The following is a 16890-nucleotide window of genomic DNA, read 5'->3' on the forward strand; positions in this document are numbered from 1 at the left end:
ATGGAATTCGAACACCGGCCCGTCCTGCTGGAGCCGACGGTGGATGCCTTGTTGCAAGCCGATTTCGGCGGCAGGGGGGCTTCCCGCAAGCGTTCCCAGGATGAGGCGGCGGCCGAGAGCCGGCGCGCGGGCGGTGTCTTCGTCGACGGGACGTTTGGCCGGGGTGGGCACAGTCGCGAACTGTTGCGGCGGCTGGGGCCGCAGGCCCGGCTGGTGGTGTTCGATAAAGATCCCCAGGCCATCGCGGTGGCGCAGGAACTGGCCGCCGGGGATGGCAGGGTGCAGGTGGTTCATGGGGGCTTTGCCACCATGGCCGAGGAATTGACGGCGCGCGGCATCGATCGGATCGATGGCGTGATGCTGGATCTGGGCGTGTCGTCGCCCCAGATTGACGATGCCGGCCGGGGGTTCTCGTTCATGCGAGACGGCCCGCTGGACATGCGTATGGATACGAGCCGTGGTCCCACGGTTGCGGATTGGCTGGCGCAAGCCAGTGTGGAAGAAATGCGGGAGGTGATCGCAGATTATGGCGAAGAACGGTTTGCTTTTCAGGTTGCAAAGGCGATTGCTGCTCGCCGCGCAACACGGCCGCTGCGCACCACGCTCGAGCTTGCCGAGTGCGTCGCCAGCGCCGTCCGCACGCGCGAAAAGGGGCAGCATCCGGCCACACGCACCTTTCAGGCTCTACGGATTTACATCAATCGGGAACTCGAAGAGCTCGCGCGCGCCCTCGCGTCAGCTATAGAGCTGCTTGCCCCAGGGGGGAGGTTGGCAGTGATCAGTTTTCACTCGCTGGAAGACCGGATGGTCAAGCAGTGCATCGCGGCGGCCGCGAGGCCCGCGGCCGCGCATCCGCGTCTGCCCCTGCGTGAAAGCGAACTCCCCCAACCCATTCTGCAATCCCTGGGCAAGGTCGTTGCCGACGACGCCGAAGTCGCCGGCAATGCCCGCTCGCGCTCGGCCATTCTGCGCGCGGCCGAGCGGACCTCGCAGCCGCTGCCGCCGGATGGCGCGGCCGGTTTCGTGCCGGGCGTGCCCGGCGCGGCCGAAGCCAGCAAGGGGAGACGCCGCTAATGGGTCGTGCCAGCCTCATCGTTGCCGCCTTGCTGATGCTCTCGGCCATCTCCCTGGTGACGAGCCGCTATCAGTCGCGCCAGCTCTATATAGAGCTGGGGCGCGGCCAGGCTGAGGCCCGCGATCTGGACACCAACTGGCGCCGCCTGCAGCTCGAGCGCGCCGAGCTGGCCCGCAATGCCCGGGTCGATCGCGCCGCGCGCGACGATCTCAAGATGATTCCCATCGTGCCCGATCGCACGATCTATATGGCGCAGCCGGCCGCCGCGGCGGGAGGCGGGCAATGAGGCGCGTGCCCTTCTTCGACAATCCGGTGCTGCGCGGGCAACTGCCCATGTGGCGCGCGCGCCTGGTGCTGATATTGCTGTTTGCCGGTTTGCTGGTGCTGGCCGGCCGCGCCCTGTTCCTGCAAGGCCTGTCCAATGAGTTCCTGCAGCAGCAAGGCGAGCGGCGCTATGAGCGCACCCTGACCCTGGCGGCCACGCGCGGCAAGATCATGGACCGCAACAACGTCGTGCTGGCCTCCAGCGTGCCGGCCCGCGCCATCTGGGCCATTCCCGAGGACGCCAAGGTCGCCACGCCCGAGCAGATCAACACGCTGGCCAAGCTGCTGGATACGCCGGCCGCCGAACTGCGCCGCCGGCTCACGGACGAGGACCGCAATTTCGTCTATATCAAGCGCCAGGTGCCGATGGATGTGGCCGAGAAGATCAAGCAGATGGCGTTGCCCGGCATACACCAGCAGCCGGAATCGCGCCGCTACTACCCTGAGGGCGAAGTGACCGCCCATATCGTGGGCTTCAACAACGTCGAAGACCAGGGCCAGGAAGGCGTGGAGCTGACCTTTAACCAGCAGCTCTCCGGCCGCCCCGGCACCCGCCGCGTGATCAAGGACCGTCTGGGGCGCGTCATCGAGGATGTGCAGGCGGTGACCTTGCCGGTCGACGGGCGCGATCTGCGCCTGTCCATCGATACCCGGCTGCAATACCTGGTCTACAAGGAACTGCAGGCCGCGCTGGACAAGCACCAGGCGCGCGCCGCCACGGCCGTGGTGCTGGACGTGCATACCGGCGAAGTCCTGGCCTTGGCCAACCTGCCTTCCTACGATCCCAACCGCCGCGAAAATTGGAAGGTCTCCACGCTGCGCAATCAGGCGATCACGGACACCTTCGAGCCGGGCTCCATCATGAAGCCCTTCACGGCGGCCCTGGCCTTGGACCTGGGCCGGATCTCCACCTCGACCACCTTCGACACCGGCAATGGGCGTTTCCAATACCAGGGCTCCACGATCAGCGATGTCAGCCGCAACGGCGTGCTGGACGTGGCCGGGGTGCTGCGCCGCTCCAGCAATATCGGCATGACCATGATTTCCGAGAAGCTGCAGGCTCGCGAGATGTGGGATCGCTTCACCGAGCTGGGCCTGGGACAGGCTCCGCAGCTGGGTTTCCCGGGCGCGGCGCCCGGACGCCTGCGTCCCTGGGACCGCTGGCGCCTGATCGAGAAGGCGACGATGGCCTACGGTTATGGCCTGTCGGTGTCGCTGCTGCAAGTGGCGCGCGCCTATACCGTGTTCGCGCGCGACGGCGATATGGTTTCCTTGACCCTGGTCAAGCGTGACAGCGATCCGACCAGTGTGAAGATCTATACCCCCAAAACCGCCGGCTTGATCCGCGCCATGCTGGAGGCCGCGGCCGGCCCCGATGGCGCCAAGGCGGCCCAGGTGCAGGGCTACCGGGTGGCCGGCAAGAGCGGCACGGCGCGCAAGATCGTCGACGGCAAGTACAGTCTGCAGCGGTATCGCAGTTCTTTCGTGGGCTTTGCCCCGGTGTCCAATCCCAAGGTGGTCGTGGCCGTGTCCATCGACGAGCCGCAGGTGGGCGGATATTACGGCGGGGCCATCGCCGCGCCCGTGTTCTCCAGCATCGTGGGCGGCACGCTGCGCCTGATGGGCGTGCAGCCCGACGCGCCGTTCGAGTCCACCATCGTCGCGGGTGTCGAAGGCGGGGGGGGGCGATGAGCATGCACCGCGCCGCCGTGGGCAGTTCGCTGCCGGTCTTGCAGAAGCTGCGCGGCCAGGTGGGGGCCTCGGCCGACCTGCGGCTGGATTCGCGCGACCTGCGCCCGGGCGATGTGTTCGTCGCTTGCCGCGGCGTGCATGGCGACGGCCGTCTCTATATCGCGCAGGCGCTGGCCGCCGGGGCGGCCGCCGTGGTCTATGACAGCGACGCCCTGACCGCGGCCGTGCCGCAGGATGCCCGTCTGCTGGGCGTGGCCGGCCTGCGCGGCATGTTGGGCGAATTGGCCGATGGCTGGTATGGCCAGCCGTCCGCCAGCCTGACCGTGCTTGCCGTCACGGGCACCAATGGCAAGACTTCCTGCGCGCATTGGCTGGCTCAGGCGCTGACTCGCCTGGGCAAGCCCTGCGCCACCATCGGCACGCTGGGCGGTTTGCTGCCGGACGGCCGCTCGCTGGGCGGCAGCCTGACCACGCCCGATGTGATCACCGTGCACCGCTGGCTGGCCGCCATGCGCGACGCCGGGGCGCAGGCGGTGGCGATGGAGGCGTCCTCCATCGGCCTGGAGCAGGGCCGCATGGACAATGTGCGCCTGGTGGTCGCGGGCTTCACCAATCTGACGCGAGACCACCTCGATTACCACGGCACCATGGAGAACTACGAGGCGGCCAAGTCCTTGCTGTTCGATTGGCCGGGACTGCAGGGCGCCGTGATCAACGCCGACGACCCCGCCGGCCTGCGTCTGCTGGCCAGGCTGCCGGCGGGATTCGCGAGCGCCTATTCGACCGAGCGGGCCGAAGGCGATGTGCTCGCCCGCGACCTGCAGGCGACCGCGCATGGCCAGGTTTTCACCCTGAAGACCGCGCAGGGCGAGGCCCAGGTCGTCACCCGGCTGCTGGGCCGCCACAATGTCTCCAATCTGTTGCTGGTCGCGGGCATGTTGCTCAAGCTGGGCTGGTCGATGTCGGCGGTGGCCCGCGAAGTCGCGGCCGCCGTGCCGGTCGATGGCCGTCTGCAAACCGTGGCCGCGCCGGCGCTCGCGCAACTGACGATTCCCAGCCAGGGGCCCATGGTCGTGGTCGATTATGCGCATACGCCGGACGCCTTGTCGCGCGCGCTCATGGCCTTGCGGCCGGTGGCGCAGGCGCGCGGCGGTGCCCTGGTTTGCCTGTTTGGCTGCGGCGGCGACCGCGATCCGGGCAAGCGTCCGGAGATGGGGCGTATTGCCGGCGACCTGGCCGACCGCATCATCGTCTCCAGCGATAATCCGCGCAGTGAGTCGCCCCAGGCCATCATCGATCAGGTGCTGGCGGGCGTGGGCGCGAATGTCCGCGCCGAGTCCCAGGTCGATCGCGCCCTGGCCATCATGCAGGCGATCTGGACCAGCAAGTCCGAGGATGTTGTCCTGCTGGCCGGCAAGGGGCATGAGACCTACCAGGAAATCTCCGGCCGCAAGCTGGCCTTCGATGATCGCGAGTGGGCGCGCGCGGCCTTGCTGCTGCCGCATGTCAGCGGTGTGTCGACCGATACCCGCAGCATCGCGGCCAACCAGCTCTTTGTGGCGCTGACCGGCGAGTCCTTCGACGGCCATGACTATCTTGCCCAGGCGCAGGCCGCGGGCGCCTGCGCCGCGGTGGTGGCCCACCCGGTGGCCGATGCCAGCCTGCCGCAGCTCGTGCTCGGCGATACGCGCCAGGCGCTGGCGCGCCTGGGGACGGCTTGGCGCGCCCGGTTCGCCTTGCCGGCGATCGCCGTGACCGGCAGCAACGGCAAGACCACCACCAAGGAAATGATCTCCGCCATCCTGGCCGATTGGCAGGGCGAGGAGCACAGGCTGGCGACCGCCGGCAACTTCAACAATGACATCGGCCTGCCGCTGACGCTGCTGCGCCTGCGTGCCCAGCATCGCGCCGCCGTGTTCGAGCTGGGCATGAACCACCCAGGCGAGATTGCCCAGCTGGCGCAGATGGCGCAGGCATCGGTGGCGCTGGTCAACAATGCCCAGCGCGAGCACCAGGAGTTCATGCACACGGTCGAGGCCGTGGCGCGCGAGAACGGGGCGGTCATCGCCGCCTTGCCGCAAGAGGGTGTGGCCGTGTATCCCGGCGACGATCCCTACACCGCCATTTGGGACGAGCTGGCCGGCGCCCGGCGCGTGCTGCGCTTTGGCCTGCAGCCCGGGCTGGACGTTTATGCGGAAGAAATCCGTCCTGGCGTCTCCGGCACCTTGTGTCGTGTGGTAACGCCCGCGGGGGTGGCGGAACTGGCCCTGCCAGTGCCGGGTGGGCACAATTTGCGCAATGCCCTGGCCGCGATTGCCTGCGCGCTCGCCGCTGGCGCGCCCTTGACCAGCGCGATCCGCGCCCTGCAGGGGTTTGCCGCGGTCAAGGGACGCATGCAACGCAAGGAAATGAGTGACGGTACGTTGCTCATCGATGACACCTACAATGCGAACCCCGACTCGGTACGCGCGGCCATCGAGGTCCTCGCGCAGCTGCCCGGTCCGCGCGCGCTTGTGCTCGGAGATATGGGCGAGGTCGGGGACAACGGTCCCGCCATGCATCGTGAAGTTGGCGGGTACGCGCGCGATCATGGGATCGACGCATTGTTCACGCTAGGTGACGCCAGCCGAGCGGCCGCGGCCGAATTCGGAGGGAAGGCGCGCGCCTGCGCATCGGTAGACGAAGTCGTTGCCGCCTTGCGCGGCATGCGCCCGGCCAGCGTATTGGTAAAAGGTTCGCGCTTTATGCGCATGGAGCGGGTAGTGACGGCTTTTTCTGTAAACGACAACGAGACGGCCCCGGGCCAAGGGGACAAGCATGCTGCTTGAAATTGCCCGTTGGCTCTCCGACGATGTGCGCGCCATCGGCGTGCTGGAATACATCACCTTGCGCGCCGTCCTGGCCTGCGCCACGGCCCTGCTCATCGGGCTGGCGGCCGGTCCACGGGTGATCCGCAAGCTGACCGAAATGAAGATCGGCCAGGCCGTGCGCGCCTACGGTCCCGAGTCGCACCTGGTCAAGACGGGCACGCCCACCATGGGTGGCGCTCTTATCCTGATTTCCATCGCCATCAGCACGCTGCTGTGGGCCGACTGGACCAACCGCTTCGTGTGGGTGGTGCTGCTGGTGACCTTCGGCTTTGGCTGGATCGGCTGGATGGACGACTACCGCAAGGTGGTGTACCGCGACCCCGAAGGAATGCCCGCGCGCCAGAAATTCTTCTGGCAGGCCACGATAGGCCTGGTGGCCGCGGTCTACCTGGCTTTCGCCGTGTCGGCGCCGGCCAATACCGAGCTGTGGCCGCTCTTCAAGGCCTGGGTCGCCAGCGGTTTCAGCATGCCGCTGCCCACGCGGGCCGACCTGATCGTGCCCTTCTTCAAGTCGGTGAGCTATCCCCTGGGCGTGCTGGGCTTCGTGGCCCTGACCTGGTTCGTGATCGTCGGCACCAGCAATGCGGTCAACCTGACCGACGGTCTGGATGGCCTGGCCATCATGCCCACCGTCATGGTGGGCGCCGGGCTGGGCATCTTTGCCTATGTGGTGGGGCGCGTCGATTACTCCAAATACCTGCTGTTTCCGTATATCCCGGGCGCCTCCGAACTGATGGTGCTGTGCGCGGCCATCGGCGGGGCGGGGCTGGCCTTCCTGTGGTTCAACGCCTATCCGGCGCAGGTCTTCATGGGCGACGTCGGCGCGCTGGCGCTGGGCGGCGCGCTGGGGACCATCGCGGTGATCGTGCGCCAGGAGATCGTGCTTTTCATCATGGGCGGCGTCTTCGTGGTCGAGACCCTGTCCGTGATGCTGCAGGTGACCTGGTTCAAGTACACCAAGCGCAAGTATGGGCAGGGCAGGCGCATCTTCAGGATGGCGCCGCTGCACCACCATTTTGAAGTCGGCGGCTGGAAAGAAACCCAGGTCGTCGTCCGTTTCTGGATCATCAGCATGATGCTGGTGCTGATTGGCCTTTCGACGCTGAAGTTGCGATGAACACCGAAGACTCTTCCCGTGCCGACGCGCCGCTTGTCCTGATCCTCGGATTGGGCGAGACGGGCGTGGCCGCCGCGCGCTGGTGCGCACGCGAAGGCGCCCGCCTTCGCGTGGCGGATACCCGCGCGCAGCCGGGAGGGCTGGACGGCCTGCGCGCCGCCTTGCGCGAGGCGGAAGTCGAGTACCACCTGGGCTGCGCCGGGCATTTCGATCCGGCGCTGCTCGACGGCGTCTCGCAACTCGTGCTCAGCCCGGGCCTGGCGCCGGGCCAGGAGCCCACGGCCAGCCTGCTGGCGGCGGCCGCCTCGCGCGGCGTCGAGGTGGTGGGCGAGATTGAACTGTTCGCCCGCGCCCTGGCCCAGCTGGCCGAGGCGCGCGACTACCGGCCCCGGCTGCTGACCGTGACCGGCACCAATGGCAAGACCACGGTGACCGCCTTGACCCGCCAACTGATCGAGGCCAGCGGCCTGAGCGCGCGCGCGGCCGGCAATATCAGCCCGGCCGCCCTGACGTCGCTGATGGACGCCCTCGATCACGACCAATTGCCCGATGTCTGGGTGCTTGAGTTGTCCAGTTTCCAGCTGGAAACCACACGCAGCCTGAACGCCGATGCGGCCGTGGTCCTGAACGTCACCCAGGACCACCTGGATTGGCATGGCGGCATGCAGCCCTATGCGCAGGCCAAGGCGCGTTTGCTCAAGATGGCGCGCGTGGCCATCGTCAACCGCGATGATCCGCTGACCACCGCCATGGTCCCCGATATCGGGAGCCTGGATGTGCGCAGCTTCGGGCGCGACTTGCCGGAGCGCGTGGGCGACATGGGCCTGGAGCTCGGGCAGGGCGTGGCATGGCTGGTGGCTTGCGAGCCCAGCGACTTCGACGAGCCGGCGCCGCCCGTGCGCCGCAAGAAAGATGCTCCGCCGCCGCAGCGCGGCCAAGGCCGCATGAGCCGCCTGATGCCGGTCGATGCCCTGCGTATCCGCGGCGTGCACAATGCGCTCAACGCCTTGGCGGCCTTGCAGCTGGCGCGGGTCCTGGACCTGGGCTGGGGGCCGCTGCTGCGCGCCTTGCGCGAGTATGCCGGCGAGCCGCATCGCGCCGCCTTCGTGCGCAATATCGGCGGCGTGGACTACATCAATGACAGCAAGGGCACCAATGTCGGCGCCACGGTGGCCGCGCTCGAAGGCCTGGGCCAGACCGTGGTGCTGATCGCCGGCGGTCAGGGCAAGGGGCAGGATTTCTCGCCGCTGCGCCCCGTCGTGGCCAGGCATGCGCGCGCGGTGGTGCTGATCGGCGTGGATGGCCCGGCCATCGGCGAGGTGCTCGCGCCCACCGGCATCCAGATCGTGAGCGCCGAGGATATGCGCCAGGCTGTGCGCCTGGCGGCTGAGCTGGCCCAGCCGGGCGACGCCGTGCTGCTGTCGCCGGCCTGCGCCAGCCTGGACATGTTCCGCAACTATCCGCACCGCGGAGAAGTCTTCGCCGAAGAGGTCGAGGAACTGGCCCGGGATAGGGGAGAGGTGGCATGAGCCTGTTCGCCGAGCTGACCACCAGCGTCAACGCCGTCCGCCCCGGACGCACGCGCATGCGCAACAGCGATCTGCCGCTCATCGTGGCGGCCTCGACGCTGTTGCTGCTCGGTCTGCTCATGGTGTATTCGGCCTCCATCGGCCTGGCCGACGGTCCGCGCTATGCCTCTTACGGCCGCTACTATTTCGTGGTCCGCCACGGGCTATTCATGGCGGCCGGCCTGCTGGCCGGCGCCCTGGTGCTGACCGTGCCCATCCGCGTCTGGCAGCGCCTGGCCGTGCCGCTATTCATGGTGTCGCTGGTCCTCCTGGTGGCCGTGCTGATTCCGGGCATCGGCCGCGAGGTCAACGGGGCGCATCGCTGGATTCCCCTGGGGCCGCTGAATTTCCAGCCCTCCGAACTGATGAAGCTGGCCGCCTTGCTGTATGCCGCGGATTACACCGTGCGCAAGCAGGAGCATATGCAGGCCTTTGCGCGCGGCTTTCTGCCCATGGCCTGCGCGCTGGGCGGCGTCGGCATGTTGCTGCTGCTCGAGCCCGACCTTGGCGCCTTCATGGTGATTGTCGCCATCGCCATCGGCATCCTGTTCCTGGGCGGCATCAACGGCAAGTATTTCAGCAGCCTGCTGGCGGTGCTGGTCAGCACCTTCCTGATGCTGATCTGGCTGTCGCCGTGGCGCCGCGCGCGGCTGTTCGCCTATCTCGACCCCTGGAACGAAGAGAATGCCTATGGCAGCGCCTATCAGCTGTCGCATTCGCTGATCGCGCTGGGACGTGGCGAATGGTTCGGCGTCGGCCTGGGCGCCAGCGTGGAAAAACTGCATTACCTGCCCGAGGCGCATACCGACTTCCTCATGGCGGTCGTGGGCGAAGAACTGGGCTTTGCCGGCGTCATGCTGGTCATCGTGCTGTTCGGCATCATTCTGCAGCGCGGTTTCGACATCGGGCGCCAGGCCATCGCCATGGAGCGCACCTTTGCTGGCCTCGTGGCCCATGGCGTGGCCATGTGGTTCGGTGTGCAGGCCTTCATCAATATGGGCGTCTGCCTGGGCCTGCTGCCGACCAAGGGGCTGACGCTGCCGCTGATGAGCTATGGCGGTTCGGGCATCGTGATGAATCTCTGCGCCCTGGCCATGCTCCTGCGCGTGGACTACGAAAACCGCGTGATGATGCGGGGAGGCCGCGTATGAGCGCGCCCACCATCCTCATCATGGCCGGCGGCACCGGCGGCCACATCATGCCGGGCCTGGCCGTGGCGGACATCCTGCGCCAGCGCGGCTGGCAAGTGCGCTGGCTGGGCAATCCCGACAAGATGGAAGGCAAGCTGGTGCCGGCGCGGGGCATCGCCCTGGCTCCCCTGCGCTTCCAGGGCGTGCGCGGCCGTGGCGCCGCGGCCTTGTTCAAGCTGCCGTTCTTGCTGGCCCGGGCCGTGGCCCAGGCCTGGCGCCATCTGTCGGCCATCCGGCCGGATGTGGTGCTGGGCATGGGCGGTTACGTCGCCTTTCCGGGCGGCCTGGTCGCGGCCTTGCGGCGCACGCCCATGGTGATCCATGAGCAGAACGCCGTGGCCGGCACGGCCAACCGCTGGCTGGCGCGCATGGCCAGCCGGGTGCTCACGGGCTTCCCCAATGTCCTGCCCGGCGCCGAGGATGTCGGCAATCCAGTGCGGGCCGATCTCTGCCAGCTGGATGCGCCCGCGCAGCGCTACGCCGAGCGCCAGGGGCCTTTGCGCATCCTGGTGGTGGGCGGATCGCTGGGGGCGCAGGCGCTCAATACCGTGGTGCCCCAGGCGCTCGCCCGGATCGCGCCCTCGCGGCGTCCCATGGTGACGCACCAGGCCGGCGCGCAGCATCTGCAAGCGCTGCAGGACGCCTATGCCGCGGCGGGGGTGCAGGCCGAGTGCCTGGCCTTCATCGACGACATGGCCGGCGCGCTGGCCCGATCCGATCTGCTGATCTGCCGCGCGGGCGCCATGACGGTGGCCGAGGTCGCGGCGGCCGGCGTGGCCGCGCTGTTCGTGCCTTTCCCCCATGCCATCGACGACCACCAGACAGCCAATGCGCGCTACCTGAGCGACGTGCAGGCCGCCTGGCTGCAAGCGCAGAGCGCGCTGACGCCCGAGTGGCTGGCCGATTGGCTGGAGCAACGCAACCGTATAGAACTTCAAGCCGTCGCCGAGCGGGCGCGCGCGCAAGCGCGTCCGGACGCGGCGGAACATATCGCCGACGTCTGCATGGCGGCAGCGAGGCGTCAATCATGAAACATCGCATTCAACATATTCATTTCGTAGGCGTGGGCGGCTCGGGCATGAGCGGCATCGCCGAAGTCCTGCTCAACCTGGGCTACGTGGTCAGCGGCTCCGACCTGGCCGAGTCGGCCGTCACGCGGCGCCTGGCGGATCTGGGCCTGAAGGTCTCCATCGGCCACGCGGCCGAGAATGTGGCCGGCGCCGACGCCATCGTCACCTCGACCGCCGTGGCCGGCGACAATCCCGAAGTCATCGCGGCCCGCGCGGCCCGTATCCCAGTCGTGCCGCGCGCGGTCATGCTGGCCGAGCTCATGCGGCTCAAGCGCGGCATCGCCGTGGCCGGCACGCACGGCAAGACCACGACGACCAGCCTGGTGGCCAGCGTGCTGGCCGCCGGAAACCTGGACCCGACCTTCGTGATCGGCGGGCGCCTGAATTCGGCGGGCGCCAATGCCCAGCTGGGGCAGGGCGAGTTCATCGTCGTGGAAGCCGACGAGTCGGATGCCTCCTTCCTGAACCTGCTGCCGGTGATGGCGATCATCACCAATATCGACGCCGACCACATGGACACCTATGGACACGATGTGGCGCGCCTGAAGAGCGCGTTCATCGAGTTCACCCAACGCCTGCCCTTCTATGGGTCGGCCGTACTGTGCGTCGATGATGCCAATGTGCGCGAAATCATGCCCTTCGTGTCGCGCCCCATCACGACCTATGGCCTGAGCCCCGAGGCGCAGGTGCGCGCCGAGAACGTGCGCGCCGAAGGCACGCGCATGTGTTTCACCGTGCGCCGTCGCGACCGCGATGCCGAGCTGCCGGCCCTCGATGTCGAACTCAATCTGCCGGGCCTGCACAATGTGCGCAATGCGCTGGCGGCCATCGCCGTGGCCTCCGAGCTGGGCGTGTCCGACGAGGCCATCGGCCAGGCGCTGGCCGCCTTCAAGGGCGTGGGCCGCCGCTTCACGCAGTGGGGCGACTACCCCGTATCGCAGGAGCATGGCGGCGGCACCTATACCGTGATCGATGACTACGGCCACCATCCGGTCGAAATGGCGGCCACGCTGGCCGCCGCCCGGGGAGCCTGGCCGGATCGCCGCATCGTGCTGGCCTTCCAGCCGCACCGCTACACCCGTACGCGCGATTGCTTCGAGGATTTCGTGCGGGTGCTCGGCACGGCGGACGCCGTCCTCCTGACCGAAGTCTATGCCGCGGGCGAGGCGCCGCTGGTGGCCGCCGACGGGCGCGCGCTGTCGCGCGCATTGCGCGTGGCCGGCAAGGTCGAGCCGCTGTTCGTCGAGGACGTCGCCGAGCTGCCCCAGGCGGTGCGCGACTTCATGCGCGACGGCGACGTGCTGATCGTCATGGGCGCCGGCTCGATCAGCAAGGTTCCGTCGCAGTTGGGAGAGCACGCATGACACAGCATTTCGGAAAAGTGGGCGTGCTTTACGGCGGTCGTTCCGCCGAACGCGAGGTGTCGCTCATGTCGGGGGCGGGTGTGCACGAAGCGCTGCGCAGCGCCGGCGTGGACGCGCACCTGTTCGATACCGGCAAACAGAGCCTGGCCGAGCTTCAGGCGGCGGGTTTTGACCGCGTTTTCATCGCCCTGCATGGCCGCTATGGCGAAGACGGCGCGATCCAGGGCGCCCTCGAACTCTTGAACATCCCCTACACGGGCAGCGGCGTGGCCGCGTCGGCCGTGGCGATGGACAAGATCCTGACCAAGCGCATCTGGCTGCAGCATGGCCTGCCCACGCCGGCCTTCGAAGAAATCGATGCCAAGACCGAGCTGCGCCTGGTGCCCGACCGGCTTGGCTTGCCGCTCATCCTGAAGCCGCCGCACGAGGGCTCCACCGTCGGCATCACCAAGGTGGCGGGTTATTCCGACATGAGGCAGGCCTATGCCTCGGCTTCGCACTTCGACGAGACCGTGCTGGCCGAGCAATTTGTGCGCGGCCGCGAGCTGACGGTCGCCGTGCTGGGCGCGGGCCGCGGCGCGCGCGCGCTGCCCGTCATCGAGATCGTGGCGCCCGATGGCAACTACGACTACCAGAACAAGTACTTCACCGACGACACCAAGTATTACTGCCCGGCCGACCTGCCCAAAGGGGTGGCCGCGCAGGTCGAAGCGATCGCCGTCCAGGCCTACCGCGCCCTCGGCTGCGAAGGGTGGGGGCGCGCGGACTTCATTCTCGATGCGCAGGGCCGGCCCTGGCTGCTGGAGATGAATACGTCTCCCGGCATGACCAGCCACTCCCTGGTCCCGATGGCCGCGCGCGCGGTCGGCATGAGCTATGCCGAACTCTGCGTGGCCATCCTGGCCGATGCATCTTGCAAGCTGCGCGCTCCGGCGCGCACCAAAGAATAGGACGCTCTGTGTGGAACGAGGCTCGCACCATCAATCTGATCGCCAACACGCTTGCCGTGCTGGCGGTCGCCGCCTTGCTGCTGGCCGGCGTGGCGTGGGTGGCGCAACGGCCCTATTTCAACCTGGCCGCCGTCGAGCTCGAACCCATGCCGGACAGCGAGTTGCACTACGTGTCGCCCGGTTCGGTGCGCTCGGCCATCGCGGGCCGGTTCAAGGGCAATTTCTTTACCGTGGACCTGGACGAGGCGCGCGAAGTGTTCGAGTCGGTGCCCTGGGTGCGCCATGCCACCGTGCGCCGCATCTGGCCCAATACCCTGCGCGTGCGCATCGAGGAGCAGCAGCCCCTGGCGCTGTGGAACGAAAACCAGATGATCAACACCTGGGGCGAGGCGTTCACGGCCAACACCGGCGAGCTGGACGACGAGGACGCCTTGCCGCAATTCGCCGGGCCGGACGGCGCGGAGAGCCTGGTGGTGCAGCGCTATGCCGAGCTGGCGCGCTGGTTCGCGCCGCTGGATCTGCACGTCAAGGAACTGGAACTCAGCCCGCGCTATGCCTGGAAGGCGGTGCTGTCCAACGGCATGACGCTGGACCTCGGGCGCGATCCGGGCGCGGACGCGCCGGATCCGCACGGGCTGCCGGGCGCCTTGCCGTTTGCCGCGCGTATTCAACGTTTTGTGCAAGTCTGGCCCGGGGTGGCCGGCCGTCTGGAGGGGCGCACGGTGACGGGCGCAGACCTGCGTTACCCGAACGGCTTTGCGCTGGCCCTCGCGCCGCTGCCCCCGTCGGAAAGCAAATCACATTCCAAACCGAAACCTGCCAAGAAAAATTGACGCCATGACCCGTGACATCAAGGACCTAATCGTCGCCCTCGATATCGGCACCAGCAAGGTGGTTGCGGTGGTGGCCGAAATCCTGCCCGAAGGCCGCTTCGAGGTGCTCGGGCTGGGACAGCACGAGTCGCGCGGCATGCGCAAGGGCGTCGTGGTCAATATCGAGACCACCGTCAACTCCATCCAGCGCGCGCTTGAAGAAGCCGAGCTGATGGCCGACTGCAAGATCCGCGACGTCTACACCGGCATCGCGGGCAGCCATATCCGCTCCTTCAATTCGAGCGGCATGGTCGCGGTCAAGGACAAGGAAGTCACCGCGACCGACGTGGCGCGCGTGATCGAGACGGCCAAGGCGGTGAACATCCCCACCGACCAGCAGGTGCTGCATGTGCTCACCCAGGAGTTCATCGTCGACGGCCAGGAGGACATCCGCGAGCCGATCGGCATGAGCGGCCTGCGCCTCGAAGTCCGGGTGCATATCGTGACCGGCGCGGTCAGCGCCGCCCAGAACATCGTCAAGTGCGTGCGCCGCTGCGGCCTGGAGGTCCAGGACCTGATCCTGCAGCCGCTGGCCTCCAGCCTGGCCTGCCTGACGGCCGACGAGAAAGAACTGGGCGTGGTGCTGGTCGATATCGGCGGCGGCACCACCGATGTGGCGATCTTCACGGGCGGGGCCATCCGCCATACCGCGGTGATTCCCATCGCCGGCGACCAGATCACCAATGACATCGCCGCCATGCTGCGCACGCCGACGCCGGACGCCGAAGAGATCAAGCTGCGTTACGGCGTGGCCAAGCAGGTGCTGGCCAGTCCCGACGAGACTGTCGAAGTGCCCGGCCTGGGCGATCGCGGCCCGCGCCAGGTTAAGCGCCAGGCATTGGGAGCCGTTATCGAGCCGCGTGTCGAAGAGCTGTTCTCGCTGGTGCAGCAGGTCGTGCGGGATTCCGGTTATGAGGATCTGCTCGCCTCGGGCGTGGTCCTGACCGGCGGTTCGGCGCAGCTGCCCGGGATGATAGAGCTGGCCGAGGATGTCTTCCTCAAGCCGGTGCGCGTGGCCGTGCCGGAATACGAAGGCAGCCTGGCCGATGTGATGCGCAATCCGCGCTTCTCGACGGTCATGGGTTTGTTGCAGGAAGCGCGCATGCAGCGCGTGCGCGGCCGCAAGGTCGCCGCGCAGACAGGCAATTTCAAGAGCCTGCTGGCGCGCATGAAGGAGTGGTTCATGAACTGATTCAGGGATGGGGGCGGGCCCATTCCTCGTTACTGACCGTGCAGCCTGGGGCCGGTGGCGAAAGAGGGAGCGTCTCAACTCCGTAGCGGATTGATAGCCAGTCGGCTGCGGAATTGAGGCGATTGAAAACAGGTTGTTGGGGATTTTCGGCTTTTCGAAATCGGACTTATGAGGGAGTCATCATGATGAACTTTGAGATGCTTGAGAGCAACGCCAAAGGGACCGTTATCAAGGTCGTTGGTGTTGGTGGTGCCGGCGGCAATGCCGTCGCGCATATGATTCGCAGCGGTGTCAGCGGCGTCGATTTCATTTGCGCCAACACTGACGCTCAGGCGCTGGCGGCGACCAACGCTCCGGTGCAGATCCGCCTGGGCCGCACCGGCCTGGGCGCGGGCGCCAAGCCCGAGCAAGGCCGCGCGGCCGCCGAAACGGCTCGCGAGGAAATCCGTTCCGCGCTCAACGGCGCCCATATGGTGTTCATCACCGCAGGTATGGGCGGTGGCACGGGCACGGGCGCCGGTCCCGTGGTGGCGGAAGTCGCCAAGGAACTGGGCATCCTGACGGTCGGCGTCGTGACCAAGCCGTTCAGCTTCGAAGGCAACAAGCGCCTGAAGATGGCTGAAGAAGGCATTTCCGAACTGGGCAAGCATGTCCATTCGCTCATCGTGGTCCTGAACGAGAACCTGTATGAGCTCATGGACGAAGACGCGACCCAGGAGGATTGCTTCAAGTCGGCCGACGACATCCTGCACAACGCCTGCGCCGGCATTGCCGAGATCATCAATGTCGAAGGCAATGTGAACGTCGACTTCGAAGACGTGAAGACCATCATGGGCGAGCAGGGCCAGGCCATGATGGGCACGGCGACCGCCAGCGGCGCCGACCGTGCCCGCGTGGCGGCCGAAAAGGCGATTGCCTGCCCGCTGCTCGAGGGCGTGGACCTCAACGGCGCCCGCGGCGTGCTGGTCAACATCACGTCCAGCCGGTCGCTGAAGATGCGCGAAACGCGCGAGATCATGGAAACCATCCGCAGCTACGCTTCGGAAGACGCCACCGTGATCTTTGGCACCGCCTATGACGAGACCATGGGCGAGAACCTGCGCGTGACTGTCGTGGCGACCGGCCTGGGCCGCGCCGCCGCGCGTCCGCAACTGGTGCAGTCAGCCGCTGAAGAACTGCGCACCGGCACCGACAACATGCCGATGGGCGGCATGCTGGCCGGCCAGAATGGCGACTACCGCGGTCTGGACATGCCGTCGGTGATGCGCAATCCGCGCTCGCAGGCGTCGGCCCAGGTGCGCGCGCTGGAAAGCTCGGGGATGGATCACTTCGATATCCCGGCCTTCCTGCGCAAGCAGGCCGACTAAGCGTCGCGGCGCCCGTTCCGCCACGGGCGCGGTACTCCCTCAACGCCCGTCCGCTCCCTCCCCAGGGCGGACGGGCGCAGGAGCTTTGCCGCCCGAAATTTAGGGTCGGATCTGGGGCGTATATTGTTGCATGTGCGTGGCATGGGTTTGGCCACGGGGTTACAATGGAACTATCAAGCCGAGGGTATCCCTAATATAGGGGAGGGCCGCTCCGGCCGGCTGGTCATAAAAGCACCAAT

13 protein-coding genes are annotated in these 16890 nt (G+C 67.4%); all 13 read left to right on the forward strand.

Annotated features, from left to right (window positions below; all coding sequences use genetic code 11):
* On the forward strand, positions 1-1074 hold the full coding sequence (rsmH, locus tag L540_RS08260) for a 16S rRNA (cytosine(1402)-N(4))-methyltransferase RsmH (protein WP_043215299.1): 1074 nt from the start codon (positions 1-3) through the stop codon (positions 1072-1074).
* On the forward strand, positions 1074-1361 hold the full coding sequence (gene ftsL / locus L540_RS08265; protein WP_043215295.1) for a cell division protein FtsL: 288 nt from the start codon (positions 1074-1076) through the stop codon (positions 1359-1361). Before rsmH ends, ftsL begins: the two co-directional genes overlap by 1 nt.
* Positions 1358-3091: a peptidoglycan D,D-transpeptidase FtsI family protein gene (locus L540_RS08270; RefSeq protein WP_043215292.1), complete on the forward strand. Its 1734-nt coding sequence runs from the start codon at positions 1358-1360 to the stop codon at positions 3089-3091. Before ftsL ends, L540_RS08270 begins: the two co-directional genes overlap by 4 nt.
* Positions 3088-5919 (forward strand): bifunctional UDP-N-acetylmuramoyl-L-alanyl-D-glutamate--2,6-diaminopimelate ligase MurE/UDP-N-acetylmuramoyl-tripeptide--D-alanyl-D-alanine ligase MurF, encoded by a 2832-nt coding sequence (gene murF, locus L540_RS08275; RefSeq protein ID WP_043215290.1) that lies wholly within the window; start codon positions 3088-3090, stop codon positions 5917-5919. The genes L540_RS08270 and murF overlap by 4 nt, the downstream gene beginning before the upstream one ends.
* Positions 5909-7078, forward strand: a complete 1170-nt coding sequence (gene mraY, locus L540_RS08280) for a phospho-N-acetylmuramoyl-pentapeptide-transferase (RefSeq protein WP_029578495.1) — start codon at positions 5909-5911, stop codon at positions 7076-7078. Before murF ends, mraY begins: the two co-directional genes overlap by 11 nt.
* Positions 7075-8607, forward strand: a complete 1533-nt coding sequence (murD, locus tag L540_RS08285) for a UDP-N-acetylmuramoyl-L-alanine--D-glutamate ligase (protein WP_043215288.1) — start codon at positions 7075-7077, stop codon at positions 8605-8607. The genes mraY and murD overlap by 4 nt, the downstream gene beginning before the upstream one ends.
* Entirely contained in the window at positions 8604-9797 is a 1194-nt protein-coding gene (ftsW, locus tag L540_RS08290; protein WP_043215285.1) for a putative lipid II flippase FtsW, read from the forward strand. The genes murD and ftsW overlap by 4 nt, the downstream gene beginning before the upstream one ends.
* Complete coding sequence (murG, locus tag L540_RS08295) at positions 9794-10867, forward strand: undecaprenyldiphospho-muramoylpentapeptide beta-N-acetylglucosaminyltransferase (protein WP_043215283.1); 1074 nt, start codon at positions 9794-9796, stop codon at positions 10865-10867. Before ftsW ends, murG begins: the two co-directional genes overlap by 4 nt.
* Positions 10864-12270: a UDP-N-acetylmuramate--L-alanine ligase gene (gene murC / locus L540_RS08300; protein ID WP_043215280.1), complete on the forward strand. Its 1407-nt coding sequence runs from the start codon at positions 10864-10866 to the stop codon at positions 12268-12270. Before murG ends, murC begins: the two co-directional genes overlap by 4 nt.
* Positions 12267-13220, forward strand: a complete 954-nt coding sequence (locus tag L540_RS08305) for a D-alanine--D-alanine ligase (RefSeq protein ID WP_043215278.1) — start codon at positions 12267-12269, stop codon at positions 13218-13220. Before murC ends, L540_RS08305 begins: the two co-directional genes overlap by 4 nt.
* Before the next feature lie 8 nt (positions 13221-13228).
* Positions 13229-14053 (forward strand): cell division protein FtsQ/DivIB, encoded by an 825-nt coding sequence (locus L540_RS08310; RefSeq protein ID WP_043215276.1) that lies wholly within the window; start codon positions 13229-13231, stop codon positions 14051-14053.
* A 4-nt stretch (positions 14054-14057) separates the two neighbouring features.
* Positions 14058-15284 (forward strand): cell division protein FtsA, encoded by a 1227-nt coding sequence (gene ftsA / locus L540_RS08315; RefSeq protein WP_029578502.1) that lies wholly within the window; start codon positions 14058-14060, stop codon positions 15282-15284.
* A gap of 182 nt (positions 15285-15466) precedes the next feature.
* Positions 15467-16651: a cell division protein FtsZ gene (ftsZ, locus tag L540_RS08320; RefSeq protein ID WP_043215274.1), complete on the forward strand. Its 1185-nt coding sequence runs from the start codon at positions 15467-15469 to the stop codon at positions 16649-16651.
* The last annotated feature ends 239 nt before the right edge of the window (positions 16652-16890 follow it).

Origin of the sequence: Bordetella pseudohinzii, from assembly GCF_000657795.2 — a bacterium.
Classification (GTDB): domain Bacteria; phylum Pseudomonadota; class Gammaproteobacteria; order Burkholderiales; family Burkholderiaceae_B; genus Bordetella; species Bordetella pseudohinzii.

Coding starts and splice junctions, on each gene's coding strand:
- mraY (WP_029578495.1), top strand. CDS start 5,909: ATGCTGCTTGAAATTGCCCGTTGGCTCTCCGACGATGTGCGCGCCATC.
- murG (WP_043215283.1), top strand. CDS start 9,794: ATGAGCGCGCCCACCATCCTCATCATGGCCGGCGGCACCGGCGGCCAC.
- rsmH (WP_043215299.1), top strand. CDS start 1: ATGGAATTCGAACACCGGCCCGTCCTGCTGGAGCCGACGGTGGATGCC.
- L540_RS08270 (WP_043215292.1), top strand. CDS start 1,358: ATGAGGCGCGTGCCCTTCTTCGACAATCCGGTGCTGCGCGGGCAACTG.
- murD (WP_043215288.1), top strand. CDS start 7,075: ATGAACACCGAAGACTCTTCCCGTGCCGACGCGCCGCTTGTCCTGATC.
- murF (WP_043215290.1), top strand. CDS start 3,088: ATGAGCATGCACCGCGCCGCCGTGGGCAGTTCGCTGCCGGTCTTGCAG.
- ftsL (WP_043215295.1), top strand. CDS start 1,074: ATGGGTCGTGCCAGCCTCATCGTTGCCGCCTTGCTGATGCTCTCGGCC.
- ftsW (WP_043215285.1), top strand. CDS start 8,604: ATGAGCCTGTTCGCCGAGCTGACCACCAGCGTCAACGCCGTCCGCCCC.
- murC (WP_043215280.1), top strand. CDS start 10,864: ATGAAACATCGCATTCAACATATTCATTTCGTAGGCGTGGGCGGCTCG.
- ftsZ (WP_043215274.1), top strand. CDS start 15,467: ATGATGAACTTTGAGATGCTTGAGAGCAACGCCAAAGGGACCGTTATC.
- L540_RS08305 (WP_043215278.1), top strand. CDS start 12,267: ATGACACAGCATTTCGGAAAAGTGGGCGTGCTTTACGGCGGTCGTTCC.
- ftsA (WP_029578502.1), top strand. CDS start 14,058: ATGACCCGTGACATCAAGGACCTAATCGTCGCCCTCGATATCGGCACC.